The sequence below is a fragment of the Mesorhizobium muleiense genome, from assembly GCF_900099905.1.
GTDB lineage: Bacteria > Pseudomonadota > Alphaproteobacteria > Rhizobiales > Rhizobiaceae > Mesorhizobium > Mesorhizobium muleiense.
Genome location: NZ_FNEE01000004.1, coordinates 328,994 through 344,580, shown reverse-complemented (window position 1 = coordinate 344,580; position 15,587 = coordinate 328,994). Strand labels below are relative to the sequence as shown.

Annotated in this window: 13 protein-coding genes; 6 read left to right on the top strand and 7 right to left on the bottom strand. The window is 63.4% G+C overall.

Features of this window, described 5'->3' with window-relative positions; genetic code table 11:
* Positions 1–22: 22 nt before the first annotated feature.
* Positions 23–349: a hypothetical protein gene (locus tag BLT09_RS11200; protein WP_027151640.1), complete on the top strand. Its 327-nt coding sequence runs from the start codon at positions 23–25 to the stop codon at positions 347–349.
* Between the two features lie 143 nt (positions 350–492).
* Positions 493–1,008 (top strand): DUF2380 domain-containing protein, encoded by a 516-nt coding sequence (locus BLT09_RS11195; protein WP_139172581.1) that lies wholly within the window; start codon positions 493–495, stop codon positions 1,006–1,008.
* A gap of 75 nt (positions 1,009–1,083) precedes the next feature.
* Here the strand turns inward: BLT09_RS11195 and BLT09_RS11190 are convergent, their stop codons facing one another.
* The 5 genes from BLT09_RS11190 to BLT09_RS11170 are packed head-to-tail and all read right to left on the bottom strand — an operon-like array spanning position 1,084 to position 6,366.
* Positions 1,084–1,914, bottom strand: coding sequence for a dipeptide ABC transporter ATP-binding protein (locus tag BLT09_RS11190; RefSeq protein WP_027151638.1), 831 nt, complete (start codon positions 1,912–1,914; stop codon positions 1,084–1,086).
* On the bottom strand, positions 1,911–2,786 hold the full coding sequence (locus BLT09_RS11185; RefSeq protein ID WP_091592934.1) for an ABC transporter ATP-binding protein: 876 nt from the start codon (positions 2,784–2,786) through the stop codon (positions 1,911–1,913). The genes BLT09_RS11190 and BLT09_RS11185 overlap by 4 nt, the downstream gene beginning before the upstream one ends.
* A 2-nt stretch (positions 2,787–2,788) precedes the next feature.
* A complete protein-coding gene (locus BLT09_RS11180) occupies positions 2,789–3,706 on the bottom strand; it encodes an ABC transporter permease subunit (protein WP_023802898.1) in 918 nt (305 codons plus the stop codon).
* A gap of 1 nt (position 3,707) precedes the next feature.
* Positions 3,708–4,715, bottom strand: coding sequence for an ABC transporter permease subunit (locus tag BLT09_RS11175; RefSeq protein ID WP_023802897.1), 1,008 nt, complete (start codon positions 4,713–4,715; stop codon positions 3,708–3,710).
* 58 nt (positions 4,716–4,773) lie between these two features.
* Positions 4,774–6,366: an ABC transporter substrate-binding protein gene (locus tag BLT09_RS11170; protein WP_091592933.1), complete on the bottom strand. Its 1,593-nt coding sequence runs from the start codon at positions 6,364–6,366 to the stop codon at positions 4,774–4,776.
* Between the two features lie 428 nt (positions 6,367–6,794).
* On the opposite strand from BLT09_RS11170, the gene BLT09_RS11160 reads away from it, so the two are divergent.
* Positions 6,795–8,729 (top strand): long-chain fatty acid--CoA ligase, encoded by a 1,935-nt coding sequence (locus BLT09_RS11160; protein ID WP_091592928.1) that lies wholly within the window; start codon positions 6,795–6,797, stop codon positions 8,727–8,729.
* A gap of 8 nt (positions 8,730–8,737) precedes the next feature.
* Complete coding sequence (locus tag BLT09_RS11155; protein WP_413468444.1) at positions 8,738–9,505, top strand: class I SAM-dependent methyltransferase; 768 nt, start codon at positions 8,738–8,740, stop codon at positions 9,503–9,505.
* Here BLT09_RS11155 and BLT09_RS11150 read toward each other — a convergent pair.
* Complete coding sequence (locus tag BLT09_RS11150) at positions 9,489–10,211, bottom strand: HAD family hydrolase (protein WP_091592927.1); 723 nt, start codon at positions 10,209–10,211, stop codon at positions 9,489–9,491. The genes BLT09_RS11155 and BLT09_RS11150 overlap by 17 nt on opposite strands.
* Positions 10,212–10,216: 5 nt before the next feature.
* Positions 10,217–11,860, bottom strand: coding sequence for a glucose-6-phosphate isomerase (gene pgi, locus BLT09_RS11145; RefSeq protein WP_091592924.1), 1,644 nt, complete (start codon positions 11,858–11,860; stop codon positions 10,217–10,219).
* Positions 11,861–12,158: 298 nt separating this feature from the next.
* Between pgi and pdxR the strand changes: the two genes are divergently transcribed.
* A complete protein-coding gene (gene pdxR, locus BLT09_RS11140) occupies positions 12,159–13,652 on the top strand; it encodes a MocR-like pyridoxine biosynthesis transcription factor PdxR (protein WP_023802891.1) in 1,494 nt (497 codons plus the stop codon).
* Between the two features lie 300 nt (positions 13,653–13,952).
* Positions 13,953–15,542: a trimethylamine methyltransferase family protein gene (locus tag BLT09_RS11135; protein WP_091592922.1), complete on the top strand. Its 1,590-nt coding sequence runs from the start codon at positions 13,953–13,955 to the stop codon at positions 15,540–15,542.
* Positions 15,543–15,587 lie beyond the last annotated feature (45 nt).

Below are 15,587 nucleotides of genomic sequence, written 5' to 3'. Positions count from 1 at the left end.
ATTCCAAATGGAGAGAAACACCATGTTCAGATACACAGCACTTGCGGCGCTTTGCGTCGTGGCAGGTTCCGCTTCTGCCGGCGAACTCACGGCCCGTCAGGGTGGGACCGTTGATCTCGGCAATTTTCATGGCGTCGTCTACTACACGGAGGCGGATGACGGCTACCGGGTGGTCACCACGATGGCGGCGGGCGAAGAAAACCTGCCAGTGCGCTTCGTCGCGACCCTCAGCGAGGGCCAGGCGTTCGTGATCTCGGTCCCGGGCGCGTTGGCAGGGGCCGGCCAGGCACTCGAAATCTCGCGCGCCAAAGGCAAGCTGGTTGTCGCGGAGGTGGAGTCCACCCAGTAACGGGTTGAAAGTTGACGTCGCGACACAACCGGGTAGTCTGCGCCCGCTTCCGCGTCTTCCAACAGCGCGAAGAGACAAATCGGCACCGTCATTGGGATGGCTATCGTCCTAACCTCGGAGAAACGAGATGCTCAAGGTGCAAAGTGCGGATTCGATTTCGACCTTTTGAGTGTGGACAATTTTTCCTGATCCTGATGGGCGCTGGTCTACTTGCGCCGGCCGCTTTTGCCGATGTCGCCGAGCCAGCGACCCTCGCCGTCGCGGATTTCGAGTTCAGGGATACATCAGGCGAAGTCAGGGACCAGACCGCCGAACACGAAGCGCGACTGAAGGCATTTGGCGTTGCGTTGCAGGATGGCCTTTCGGAGAAGATCAAGCTCGTCGCGTTACCCTGTCAGGCAGAACAGTGCACCATCAAGGACCCCGGCCTTGTCGATCTCTCGAAACAGGCAAGAACAGCCAGCGCGAAATATCTCCTGATCGGTCAGGTGCACAAGATGAGCACGCTGGTCGGCTGGGTGAAGTTTGCAGTGCTGGATTTGAGCAACAACAAACCTGTCTGCGATCGATACCTGACTTACCGGGGAGATACCGACGAAGCATGGCGGCGAGCAGCAGAGTTCACGGCGCGTGACGTCGAGAAGCACTGCATTCCGTAGGAATCGCGGTCGCTGTAGCCTTTGATCGGCCGGCGCCCTGAACCTCAGCATGGGCTGGGTACCGCAACTGCGGCGTCAGGCGGCCTTCTTCTTCGCCAGCCTCGCCTTGATGCTGGCGACGTCGGCGCGCGGCGTCGCCGCGAACAGCGTTTTGGTGTAGCTGTGCTTGGGGTCGGCAAAGACCTCGTCGCGCGAGCCGTATTCGACGGCCTCGCCGTAATACATGACCATCACCTCGTCGGCGATGTAGCGCACCACCGACAGGTCGTGGCTGATGAAGACATAGGTCAGTTCGAACTCGTCCTGCAGGTCGGCGAGCAGGTTGAGCACCTGCGCCTGCACCGACAGATCGAGCGCCGAGACCGGCTCGTCGAGCACCAAAAGGCTCGGATTGAGCATCAGCGCGCGGGCAATGGCGATGCGCTGGCGCTGGCCGCCCGAGAACATGTGCGGGTAACGGTTGTAATGCTCCGGTCCGAGGCCGACCTTCTTCAGCATCTTCATGGCGAGATCGCGCCGTTCGTCGGCTGGCGTGTCGGTGTTGATGAGCAGCGGCTCGCCCAGCACGTCGCCGATCTTCTGGCGCGGATTGAGCGAACCGTAAGGGTTCTGGAAGACGATCTGCACCTTGCGGCGCATCTCCTTCGTCAGCCCATCCCTGGCGATGTCGACCTTGTTGCCGTCGATGAAGAGCTCGCCCGCCGTCGCCGGATCGATCAGGGTGATGATACGTGCGAGCGTTGACTTGCCGCAGCCGCTTTCGCCGACGATGGCCAGCGTCTTGCCCTTGTCGACGCTGAACGAAACGCCCTTGACCGCGTGCACCGTGCGCGAGGGACGAAACAGGCCGCCGCCGACATGATAGTCGCGCACGATGTTCTTGCCTTCGAGAACCGTCACGCTCATGGCGCGGCTCCCGTTGCAGGCCCGCTTCCAGCAGCAGACGGAGCCGGTTCGAACAGCATGTCGGAAATGGTCGGCAGCCGGTCGCCGACGGCGTTTTCCGGCAGCGCCGACAGCAGCGCCCGCGTGTAGTTGCTCTTCGGCTGCTCGAACAGCGACAGAACGTCGGCCTCTTCCATCTTGCGGCCCTTGTACTGGACGATGACGCGGTCGGCTGTCTCGGCCACGACGCCCATATTGTGTGTGATCATGATCAGGCCCATGCCGTATTTGGCCTGCAAGCCGACCAAAAGGTCGAGAATCTGCTTCTGGATGGTGACGTCGAGCGCGGTCGTCGGCTCATCGGCGATCAGCAGCTTCGGATTGCAGGCAATGGCAATGGCGATCATGACGCGCTGGCACTGGCCGCCCGACATCTGATGCGGGAACGAGTTCAGCCGCTCTTCCGGATCGGCGATGCCGACCAGCTTCATCAGCTCGATGGCGCGGGCCCGACGCTGGGCGCGGTCCATGCCCAAATGGAAGCGCAGCACCTCCTCGATCTGGAAACCGGCGGTGAAGCACGGGTTGAGGCTGGCGATCGGCTCCTGGAAGATCATCGAGATGTCCTTGCCGACGATCTTGCGGCGCTCGGACGGGCTGAGCTCAAGCAGGTCGATGCCGTCGAAGGCCATGCGATCGGCCTTTACCGTCGCCGTGTTCGGCAACAGCCCCATCACCGCCAGCATCGCCACCGATTTGCCGGAGCCGGATTCGCCGACGATCGCCAGCACCTCGCGCGGCTCGATCGACAGGTCGATGCCTTGCACGGCCATGAACGGTCCGGCGGCAGTATCAAACGACACGGTGAGGTTCTTGATCTCGAGAAGAGGCATGGTCACGACCTCTTCAGCTTGGGGTCGAAGGCATCGCGCAGGCCATCGCCGATCAGGTTGATCGCAAGCACCGTGATCAGGATGGCAAGGCCGGGGAAGGTCACCACCCATGGCGCGCGCAGGATGAACTCGCGCGCCGTGGCCAGCATGGTGCCCCATTCCGGGGTTGGTGGCTGCGCGCCGACGCCAAGGAAGCCAAGAGCCGCGGCCTCGAGAATGGCGTTGGAGAAGGACAGCGTCGCCTGCACGATCAGCGGCGCCATGCAGTTCGGCAGGATCGTCTTCACCATCAGCCTGAGATGGCTGGCACCGGCCACCTTGGCGGAGATCACATATTCGCGGTTCTTTTCGGCCATCACCGCCGCACGGGTGAGCCGCGCGAAATGCGGCTGCAGCACCAGCGCGATCGCCAGCATGGCGTTGAACAGGCCGGGTCCGAGGATCGCGACCAGAACGAGGGCAAGCAGCAGCGACGGGAAGGCCAGGATGACGTCCATGACGCGCATGATCAGCGTATCGACCCAGCCGCGGAAATAGCCGGCGAGCACGCCGAGGACGATACCGCTGGTCAGCGAGAAAACAACGACGACCAGACCGATGAACAGCGAGAACCGAGCCCCGAAAATCAGCCGCGAAAGCATGTCGCGGCCGACGGCGTCGGTGCCGAGCAGGAACGTCGATCTGCCGCCCTCCTGCCAGGCCGGCGGCGCCAGCAGCGCATCGCGAAACTGTTCGTCAGGCGAATGCGGTGCGACCAGCGGCGCGAAGATCGCCACCAGCACCAGGGCAGTGAACACGACCAGGCCGATGACGGCGCCGGTGTTCATCGAGTAGTAATGCCAGAACTCGGTGAAGGCGCGTTGCCGGCCGCCGGTCGGAATGGAGGCGGCGGTGGCTTCTGCCGTGGTTTGGTCGGTCATCTCACTGCACCCGGATACGTGGGTTGATGACGGCGTAGAGCACGTCGACGATCAGGTTCACCGCCATGACGATCAGCGCGATGATCAGCAAGCCGCTCTGGACGACAACATAGTCGCGCTTGGCGATCGCGTCGATCATCCACTTGCCGATACCGGGCCAGGAAAAGATCGTTTCGGTCAGGATGGCGCCCGCCATCAGCGTGCCGACCTGCAGGCCGATGGTGGTGACGACGGGGATCAGCGCATTGCGAAAAGCGTGGAGCCCGATGACGCGACGCGGCGCCAGGCCCTTGGCGCGGGCGGTGCGGACGTAGTCTTCGCCCAGCACCTCCAGCATCGCCGACCGCGTCTGGCGCGCTATGACGGCGAGCGGGATTGTCGCCAGCACGATCGCCGGCAGGACAAGATGACTGGCGGCGGACCTGAAAGCGCCGCTCTTGCCGGAGATCAGGCTGTCGATCAGCATGAACCCCGTCGTCGGCTTGAAGAAATATTGAAGGCCGATGCGGCCGGAAACCGGCGTCCAGCCGAGATAGCCGGAGAAGAAGATGATGAGCAGCAGTCCCCACCAGAAGATCGGCATCGAATAGCCGGTCAGCGCCACGCCCATCGTCGCCTGGTCGAACCAGGATCCGCGCTTGACCGCGGCGAAGATGCCTGCGGGAATGCCGATGAGCACGGCGATGATCAGCGCGATCGTCGCCAGTTCCAGCGTCGCCGGAAACAGCGCCTGGAATTCACCGAGCACCGGCCGCTTGGTGGCGAGCGATATGCCGAAGTCGCCGGTCAGGACCCTGCCGATATACTCGAGATACTGGACGACATAAGGCCGGTTGTAGCCAAACCGCTCGACAAGCTCGGCGTAGCGTTCCGGGCTGACGCCGCGCTCGCCGGCCAGGGCTGTGATCGGGTCGCCCGGCAAAAGCCGGACGAAAGCGAACGCCGCCAGCGATATGCCGAACACGGTCGGGATGATCAAGGCGAGCTTGTGGAGGAGATAGCGGAGCATCTTGCTTCATAGAACGGCGGCGCTTTAAGTCCAGCGTCGCCGTTCTATTTCTCAGCAGTTATTCGGCGACGTCGACGCCGTCAAACCGATGAATGCCGAGCGGATCCATGACGAAGCCCGTAACTTTCTTGTTCATCGGCATGAAGACCTTGGAATGGGCGATGGTCAGCCACGGCGCCTCACGCTTGAACACGACCTGAGCCTCCTCGTAGATCTTGGTGCGCTCGGCGACATCCGTGGTCGCCTTGCCCTTCTGCAGCAGGGCTTCGAACTCCTGGTCGCACCAGATCGCATAGTTGGACTGGCCGATGGCATCGCAGCCGAGCAGGAACAGGAAGTTGTCCGGGTCGCCATTGTCGCCGGTCCAGCCGAGCTGGAAGGCGCCGTCACGGTCCTTCTGCTTGCCGCGTTCGCGATACTCGGTCCATTCGTAGCTGACGATCTCGGCCTTCACACCGATCTTGGCGTAGTCGGCCTGGATCAGTTCCGCGACCCGTTGGGCGTTCGGATTGTACGGGCGGCTGACCGGCATTGCCCAGATCTTCATCGACAGATCCGTGACGCCGGCATCCGTCAGCATCTTCTTGGCCGCGTCGGGATCGTACGGATCGTCCTTGACCTCCTTGTTATAGGACCACATCGTCGGCGGGATCGGGTTTATCGCCGCCTGGCCAGCGCCCTGATAGACCGCATCGAGAATGGCCTGCTTGTTGACGGCCATGTTGAGGGCCTTGCGGACCTCGACCTTGTCGAAGGGCGCCTGCGTCGTGTTGTAGGCCATGTAGCCGATGTTCAGGCCTTCCTGCTCGTCGACCTTGAGGTTCGGGTCGGCCTTCAGGCCGGCAATGTCGGCCGGCGCCGGGTACGACATGATATCGCACTCGCCCGCCTTCAGCTTCTGCGCGCGCACGGCCGGATCGGTGGTGATGGCGAAGATCAGATCATCGATCTTCTGGCGGCCGCCATAATAGCCGTCCCATGCCGCGTAGCGGATGACCGCGTCAACCTGGTAGTCGACGAACTGGAACGGACCGGTGCCGATCGGCTTCTGGGTGAATTGCTGCCTGGTGCCGGCCTTGTCGAGTTGGTCGGCATATTCCTTGGAGACGATCGAAGCGAAATCCATGCCGAGATCCGGCAGGAAAGCGACCTCAGGCTTGTTCAGCACGAATTTCACCGTCAGGTCGTCGACCTTGACGATTTCCTTGAGAAGATCCGGGAAGCCCATGCCGGCAAAATATTCCCAGCCGGTGCCTGCCAGATAGTCGAACCACGGGTTTTCCTTCTTCCACTGGCGCTCGAAGGAGAAGATCACGTCGTCGGCGTTGAGATCGCGCGTCGGCGTGAAGTAGTCGGTGGTCTGGAACTTCACGCCCGGCCGAAGCTTGAACGTGTATTCGAGACCGTCGTCGGAAACCGTCCAGCTCTCGGCGAGGCCAGGCGTGATGGTGGTCTTGCCGTGTTCGAACTCGACCAGGCGCGAATAGATGGTGCGCGACGACGCGTCGAAATCGTTGCCACCGCTCCACGGCGACGGGTCGAAGCCGGCCGGCGACGCCTCCGAGCAGTAGACCAGCTGTTTCGCATTGGCCATGCCGCCGAGGACGCTTGCGGCCAGCAACGCGGCCGCAAAAGTCAGTTTCTTTTTCATGGAGGACTCCCTGATGTTCTTCCAAGCCCCTCTATCAGGCTCGTGAAGCGCGCATATAAGCACCGTTTTTCCGGCTTTGGAACACCCCGTTTGCCTACCCCATGGGAAGCAGAATTTATTTCTGCGCACTCGCCAAAAAGGAGAAGGAAATGTCAATTACCGCCTATCACGGTAATGTTAACGACTGCATTTTTTTATTGATCTTCAACCCGGCGTTGGTGAGGAACTGCGACCTTCGGCTGGTCGTTGCCGCGGACGATTTCTTCCCACCTTGCCGCAGGGGCAGACTTGCACGGCTGCCGATAGTCGCAATACATAGATGACAGGCTGGATTTCCTGGATGTCGGCAGCAGCGGAGGACGTCTCTGTCATTCGGAGGCGACGCGGCGAGCAGGCAGAGACAATAAGAACAATCGAGGGAGGGACGAGTGGCAAAAACACCAAGGACGACGGCACCAGCGACAGCCAAGGCCAAAACTGCTGCGAAACCGGCCAGCCCCGACAAGCTAAAAGCGCCGACGGCCAAAGCCAAGCCGAAGGCGGCCGCGGTGCCCGCGAAGGCCAATGTATCCGCGAAGGGTGGCGCAAAGCCCGCCGCCGCCAAACCAGCGGCGAAGGCGGCACCGACAGCGGCTGCATCGACGTCAACCCCAGGTCCGGCCACAAGGTTGCCGAATGTGGTTGCCGCCGGATTGCCGGAAAAACCCTGGCTCAAAAGCTATCCGAAGGTCGTTCCGGCCGAGATCGGCGCTCTGCCCTTCGGCTCCATCGGCGATCTGCTCGCCGACGTCTGCAAGCAGTACGCCAGCCGGCCCGCCTTTACCTGCATGGGCAAGACCATCACCTATGCGGAAGTCGAGCGGCAATCGGCCGCCTTCGGCGCCTATCTGCAATCGACGGGACTGCCGAAAGGCGCACGCGTGGCGCTGATGATGCCGAACGTGCTGCAATATCCGGTGGCGATGATGGCAGTGCTGCGCGCCGGCTATGTCGTGGTCAACGTCAACCCGCTCTACACGCCGCGCGAGCTGGAACATCAGCTCAAGGATTCCGGCGCGCAAGCCATCGTCATTCTCGAGAATTTCGCCAACACCTTGCAGGCGGTGATCGCCAAAACGGCGGTCAAGCATGTCGTGGTCGCGGCGATGGGCGACATGCTTGGCGGCCTGAAGGGGACGATCGTCAATCTCGTCGTGCGCCGCGTGAAGAAGATGGTGCCGGCCTGGTCTCTGCCGGGCCATGTCAAGTTCAATGCCGCGTTGAAGGCAGCCGCCGGCATGAATTTCAAGCCGGTGCATGTCGCTGCCGACGGCGTCGCCTTCCTGCAATATACCGGCGGCACCACCGGCATCTCGAAGGGCGCGGTGCTGCTGCACAGCAACGTGCTGGCCAACGTGGCGCAGAACGCGCTGTGGATCGAGGACGCCTTCACGGTCAAGCCAAAACCGGCGCATCTCAACTTCATCTGCGCGCTGCCGCTCTATCATATCTTCGCGCTGACGGTGAACGCACTGATGGGCATGCAACTGGGCGGCCAGAACATACTCATTCCCAATCCGCGCGACATTCCCGGTTTCGTCAAGCAACTCGGCAAATACCCGATCCACATCTTTCCAGGCCTCAACACGCTGTTCAACGCGCTGCTCAACAACGAGGATTTCCGCAAGCTCGACTTCAAGCCGCTGATCCTGACGCTGGGTGGCGGCATGGCGGTGCAGAAGGGTGTCGCCGAACGCTGGAAGGCGTTGACCGGCTGCCCGGTCACCGAGGGCTACGGGCTTTCGGAAACCTCGCCGGTGGCCACCGCCAACACATTCAGCGACGGCAACTTCACCGGCACGATCGGCCTGCCGCTGCCCTCGACCGAGATCGCCATCCGCGACGAAGACGGCAATGATTTGCCGCCCGGCGAAGTCGGCGAGATCTGCATCCGCGGACCGCAGGTGATGGCCGGTTACTGGAACCGGCCGGACGAGACCGCCAAGGTGATGACCAAGGACGGTTTCTTCAAGTCGGGCGACATGGGCTTCATGGACGAGCGCGGCTACACCAAGATCGTCGACCGCAAGAAAGACATGATCCTTGTGTCCGGCTTCAACGTCTATCCGAACGAACTCGAGGAAGTGGTGGCGCTGCATCCGGGCGTGCTCGAAGTTGCCGCGATCGGCGTGCCGGACGAGCATTCAGGCGAAGTGCCGAAGCTGTTCGTTGTCAAGAAGGACCCGTTGCTGACCGCAGAGGTGCTGACTGTGTATTGCCGCGAGAACCTGACCGGTTACAAGCGGCCAAAATACATCGAGTTTCGGACCGAACTGCCGAAGACGCCGGTCGGCAAGATCCTGCGGCGGGCATTGCGGGAATAGGGACAATTTTGGCCGATAGCCTTACTGTCGATGACGCGGCGGATACGCTTTCCCGTCCCGATCCGCTAACGTTCATCAAGGCGAACATGCGTATCGCCCCTGTTGCCGCGCTTCCCGAAATCCGGCTTTATGCAGCCCATCCAGCGAGCGGACTGTGGCGGCTGACGCGTCCACAAGGGCGAGCAGCCGAGCCGGAAGAAGAAGCAAACGAAGCCGACGAGGATGGCCCCGAGCCGCAGCCTCCTTACTGGGCCTATGCCTGGGCCGGCGGCGCGGTGCTTGCCCGCTACATCCTCGATCGGCCGGAGACGGTAGCTGGGCTTCGCGTGCTCGATCTCGGCGCCGGGTCTGGCCTCGTCGGTATCGCCGCGGCTAGGGCCGGCGCCAGCGAAGTGATTGCATCCGAGATCGACCGCAACGGCGTCGCCGCGCTCGGTCTCAATGCGGCGGCGAACGGCGTCGCAATCGCGGTCGTCTGCGGGGATATCACCGCTGGGCCGCCGCCGCCGGTGGACGTCGTGGCAGCCGGCGACTTGTTTTACCGGCAAGATCTCGCCGACCGGGTCATCCCCTTCCTCGACCGCTGCCTGGCCGCCGGCATCAATGTGCTGATCGGCGATCCGGGCCGCGCCTACTTGCCCCGCTCGCGGCTTCGCCAGTTGGCCGAATACCAGGTGCCGGATGTCGGCCAGGCAAAAGGCGCGGCGACGAAGCCGAGCGGCGTCTTCTCATTCGAGCCGGAGCAACTCGGAGGCGAGTTCAGATCGTCTCCTTGACCCTTGCCGAAAGAAAGTCGGGCAGATCGGCAACCGAATCCAGAATGACATCGGCGATCTGCGACAGCGATTCCCGCGTGCCGGTGCCGGAAAGCACGCCGATCGCCAGACCGCAGCCGCCGGCCCGCGCCATCTCCAGATCGTGGCGATTGTCGCCGACCACGGCGATCGCGGCAGGCCTCAGGCCGGTCAGGTCCGAGAAGGCGAGGATCGTGTCGGGCGCCGGTTTCGGATTGGCCACCGCGTCGTAACCATAGGCGGCATCGAACAGCTGCGCGACGCCCAGCGTGAGCAGTGTCTTCTCCGCGCCAGTGGTCGAATCGTTGGTGGCGACGCCGAGCCGGTAGGATTTCCTGTGAAGAACGCCAAGCGTCTCGACGATGCCCGGCAGCGCCACCGCCATCGACGAGCCCTGCACCGACGTGATCTCGTTGAAGCGGGCGACGGCAAGCATCTGGTCTTCATCCGACAGTCGCGGAAACCAAAGCTCGACGACATCCATGTTGGTGCCGGAGGCAAAGATGGAATCGGGCTTGAAGCGTTTGGTGGCGAAATCGTAGCCCGCCGCGGCAAGCAGCCTGTCGGCCTTCCAGCGGTCGCCCTCCGCCGCATCCATCGCCATGAAATCGGCAACGCCGAGCCACGTCGCGTTGAAGTCGACAAGGGTGCCGTCCTTGTCGAACAATATCCCTTTGATCTCGGCCAAGCCGCTTACTCCGATCCGCGCAATCGATGGATGTGTCCCACCAGTCCGGCAGTCGAAGCGTCCCGCTTTGCGGCATTCTCCTTGCCTTCCACGACGGGCAGCAGCCCGGTCGCCAGTTCCTTACCCAGCTCGACGCCCCATTGGTCGAAGGAATTGATGTTGAAGAGCGTGCCCTCGACGAAGACGCGGTGCTCATAGAGCGCGATCAGCCGTCCGAACGTATGCGGATCGAGTTGTCTGTAGAGGATCGTCACCGAGGGCCGGTTGCCGGAGAAGACGCGATGCGGGGCGATCCTGTCGACCTCGGCGGGCGCCATGCCCTTTGCCAGCATCTGCGCACGCGCTTGCTCCAGCGTGCGACCCTTCATGAACGCCTCCGACTGCGCCAGGCAGTTGGCGAGCAACAGGTCGTGGTGATGCTTGAGATCCGGCTCATGGCCGATGGCTGCGGCGAGGAATTCGACCGGAATGAAATCGGTGCCCTGGTGCAGCAGCTGGAAGAAGGCGTGCTGGCCGTTGGTGCCCGGCTCGCCCCAGACCAGCGGGCCGGTCGGCGTGGTGACAGCGCCGCCGTCGAGGGTGACGCTCTTGCCGTTCGATTCCATGTCGAGCTGCTGCAGATAGGCCGGCAGCCTGGACAGGCGCTGGTCGTAGGGAATGACGGCGCGGGCGGGGTATTGACAGATCACCCGGTGCCACCAGCCGATCAGCCCCATCAGCGCCGGCAGGTTGCTGGCCAGCGGCGCCGTCTGGAAATGTTCGTCCATCGCATGCGCGCCATCGAGAAAGGCGCGAAAATTCTTCGGGCCGACGGCGATCATCACCGGCAGGCCGATCGCGCCCCACACCGAATAGCGTCCGCCGACCCAGTCCCAGAAGCCGAAGACGCGGTCGGACGCAATGCCGAACTTGGCCACCAGGTCGAGCGCCGTCGAGACGGCGGCGAAATGCTTGCCGACCGCTTCCTTGCCGAGCGCCTTCTGCACCCATTCGCGCGCCGTCTCGGCATTGGTCATCGTCTCGATCGTAGTGAAGGTCTTGGAAGCAACGATGAACAGCGTGGTTTCGGCGGAGAGGCCCTTCAGCGTGTCGTGGATATGGGCGCCGTCGATGTTGGACACGTAATGCGTGCGCGGCCCGTCGTGATAGGGCGCCAGCGCCAGCGTCGCCATGGCCGGGCCAAGGTCGGAACCGCCGATGCCGATGTTGACGATGTCGGTGATCTTCTTGCCGGAGGCGCCGGCCGCCTTGCCGGAGCGCACAGCATCGGCGAAGCCGCCCATCGCATCGAGTACGGCGACAACCTCCGCCTTCACGTCCTGGCCGTCGAGCACGATACCCTTGCCGTTCAGGTTGCGCAGCGCGGTGTGCAGCACGGCGCGGCCTTCGGTGACGTTGATCTTCTTGCCCGAGAACATCGCGGCGCGCCGGCCTTCGAGATTGGCGGCTGCCGCCAGCTTCTCGAGCAGATCCATCGTCTGCGCATCGACCGCGCATTTCGACCAGTCGAGCAGCAGGTCGCCGTCGGTGGCGGAGAATTTTTCGAAGCGCTGCGGATCGGCGGCGAAAGCCTCGCGCATGCTGCCCGATTTGGCCGCACGGTGATCGCGCAGGGCGTCGAGCTGTTTCTGAAAGGACGATTGATCCACTGCCTCACTCCGAGCCTTGAAATGCCAACATAACAGACCGGGTGTTTCCGGCGCGTGTCGTCGCGGCGAACTATCTAGCCGAAATCGACTGGTTTCAATGCGCCGCGATGACGCGTTGCGTCAGGCAGCGATGACGCGACGCGTCACCAGCGGGATGACGCTTTGCGTCACCCTTGGGAAGGATCACTGGCGTAAATCCCAGCGATCAGAAAAATTGATTGGCGCAACAGCTTGTGCCACCGGTACATTCGACTGGTCCAGCCAGGTGAAAAAGGCTGGCCATCGAGGAACATCTCCCATGCCACAGCGAAACGACACGGCCATATGGTCCGGCCTGTTCCGGATTTCGGCGGAATCCGGCCAGACCCTGCAGGCGCAGATCCGCCAAGCGATCGTCGCCGCCATCCTCGACCGGCAAATCGCCGCCTCGATGCCGCTTCCGTCCTGCCGGATCCTGGCCGAGAAACTCGGCGTGGCGCGCGGCACCGTGGTGCTGGCCTTCCAGCAGCTCGTCGACCAGGGGTTCCTGGTGGCGCGCGAACGGCGCGGCCATTTCGTCAATCCGGACGTGCTGGCGACGCCTGCCAAACCGCACCAGAAGGCGCCAGACCAGGCCAATGAGATCGACTGGAAGGCGCGCCGGCAGATCGCGGCCAGCGACATGCCGCCGCCGGCCAAGCACGACAACTGGATCAAGTCGTCCTACCCCTTCGTCTACGGCCAGTTCGATCCGGCACTGTTCCCGACCGCCGAGTGGCGCGAGTGCAACCGCATGGCGCTCGCCGTGCTCGAGATCCGCAATTGGGCGTCCGACATGGTTGACCGCGACGATCCGCTTTTGATCGAGCAGATCCAGGCGCGGCTGTTGCCGCGGCGCGGCATCTTCGCCAATCCCGATGAGATCATCGTCACGCTCGGCGCGCAGAACGCGCTCTACATGCTGGCGACATTGCTGATGACCAAGGGCTCCAAGGTGGCCATGGAAGACCCCGGCTATCCCGACGCACGCTCGATCTTCCGGCTGGCGGGTGCCGACGTCGCACCGGTCCCGGTCGACCATTCCGGCATTGTAACCGCTTCTATTCCCAACGATTCCGGCTTCGTCTTCGTGACGCCCAGCCACCATTGCCCGACCATGGTGCCGCTGTCGGCGGAGCGCCGGCAGGATTTGCTGGCGCGCGCCAACCGCCACAACCAGATCATCATCGAGGACGGCTATGACAGCCAGCTTCTGGACGAGGCGCCGCAGCAGGCGCTGAAGAGCCTCGACCGTTCCGGCCGCGTCATCTATGTCGGCTCGATGTCGAAGACGCTGGCTCCGGGTCTGCGGCTCGGCTACATCGTCGCCTCGGCCGGGCTGATCTCCGAGCTTCGCGCGCTGCGTCGCTTCATGCTGCGTCATCCGCCGGCCAACAACCAGCGCGCGGTCGCGCTGTTCCTGTCGCTTGGCCATCACGAGGCGCTGGTGCGGCGGCTGTCGAGTGCCTTCGACGAACGGCGCAAGCGTCTGATCCATGCGATTTCCGCCTTCCTGCCGGAGTGGCGCTCGACCGATTCCGCCGGTGGCGCGTCGCTCTGGCTCGAAGGGCCGCGCGGCACCGATTCGCGCGGGCTGGCCGAGGCCGCCGCCTCGCGCAGTGTCATCATCGAGCCCGGCGACCGCTTCTTCGACCGCACCGAAAAGCCGTCACGCTTCATGCGGCTGGGCATCTCCTCGATTGCGCTGCAGCACATCGAGCCCGGCATCCGCGAACTGGCGACGGCGGCCGGGCGCAGGCCGGCCGCCGCCTGATGCCTCGTCGGGGCCGTGACCGGCCACCGTTGTTTAGCCCCCTGGCATATGCGACGGAACCGTCTGGCTTATAGGCTGTGCCAATGCCGGCGGCATAGTTCGAGGCATAGCGCATGACCCGGAAACCAATCTTCGGTTTCCGGAAAGGATCATGCGCAAGCAAGAAAGTGTTAGAGCGTCCTTTGCGCGTCCAAGTGGACGCGCGGCGCTCTAAGGGGGACGAAGCGGACGATGGTGGACCAACCACCTGGTGGACCAACCACCGCCGCCCGCTTCGCAGCTAAAGGTGGAGTGCCTCCCATGTCAGTGGCTGTTGAGAAGCCGGATACGCCCTCGGACCAGCGTTCGCGGCGTTCCGGCGGGCGCGAAGCACGTCGCGCCATGCGGGCAGCACCCCTTGCCGACGATATCAAGCCGGTGCGCGCCGGCCTCGAAGGCGGAAGCTACGGGCCACTCAGCGAAAACGACCGCGAGCGCATTCACGAAGCGGTGCTGACGCTGCTTGAAACGGTCGGCTTCGCCAATGCCATCCCATCGTGCATCGAGGCGCTGACCAGGGCCGGCGCCACGCTCAGCGAGGACGGCCGCATCCTTTTTCCGCGCGCGCTCGTCCTCGACACCGTCAAGAAGGCGGCACGCCATTTCACCCTGCACGGCCAGGATCCCAAGCACGACATGCTGATCCAGGGCAAGCGCGTGCATTACGGCACGGCGGGCGCCGCCGTGCACCTGGTCGACGTCGAGAAGCGCTGTTATCGCGAGTCGCTGCTGCAGGACATCTATGACGCCGCCCGGATCGTCGAAGGGCTCGACAACATCCATTTCTTCCAGCGGCCGATGGTGCCGCGCGACATCCCCGATCCGCTCGACATGGATTTCAACACGCTTTACGCCTGCGTGATGGGCACGTCGAAGCATGTCGGCACATCCTTCACGGTGCGCGAGAACGTCAAGCCGGCGCTCGACATGCTTTACGCGATTGCCGGCGGCGAAGAGAATTTTCGCGCCCGGCCTTTCGTCTCCAATTCGAACTGTTTTGTCGTGCCGCCGATGAAGTTTGCCGAGGATGCCTGCGGCGTGCTCGAGGCCTGCGTCGAAGGCGGCATTCCGATCCTGCTGCTGTCGGCCGGCCAGGCGGGCGCCACGGCGCCGGCGGCGATCGCCGGTGCGGTGGTGCAAGCGGTGGCCGAGGTGCTCGCCGGCCTCGTCTATGTCAACGCCATCAAACCCGGGCATCCGGCGATCTTCGGCACCTGGCCGTTCGTCTCCGACCTCAGGACCGGCGCCATGTCCGGCGGCTCGGCCGAGCAAGCGGTGCTGACCGCTGCCTGCGCCCAGATGGCGCAATTCTACGACCTGCCCGGCGGTTCGGCCGCCGGCATGACGGATTCGAAACTGCCCGACATTCAGTCCGGTTACGAAAAGGGCATCACTGACGTAATGGCCGGCCTTGCCGGCCTCAACCTCGTCTACGAATCGGCCGGCATGCACGCCTCGCTGCTCGGCTTTTGCCTGGAAAGCCTGATCATCGACAACGACATGCTGGGCCATTGCCTGCGCTGCGTGCGCGGCATCGAGGTGACCGATGAGTCGCTGTCGATAGACACCATCGCCGACGTCTGCCTGAAGGGGCCGGGTCATTACCTCGGCAACGAGCAGACACTGCGGCTGATGCAGACGGAATATTTCTATCCGGCGGTCGGCGACCGCTTTTCGCCGAAGGAATGGAACGAGAAAGGCAGGCCTGACATCCTGCAGCGGGCGATCATCGAGAAGAACCGCATCCTCGCCGAGCGCTTCCCGCGCCATGTGCCCAGGCCGGTCGACGACAAGTTGCGGGCCCGCTTCGGCAATCTGATCCAACTGCCGCGCAGCGGCATGGGCGGCTGAAGACGGTTCCCGTCAAAACGGTCAGAGCCTAATCCATCCCGACAA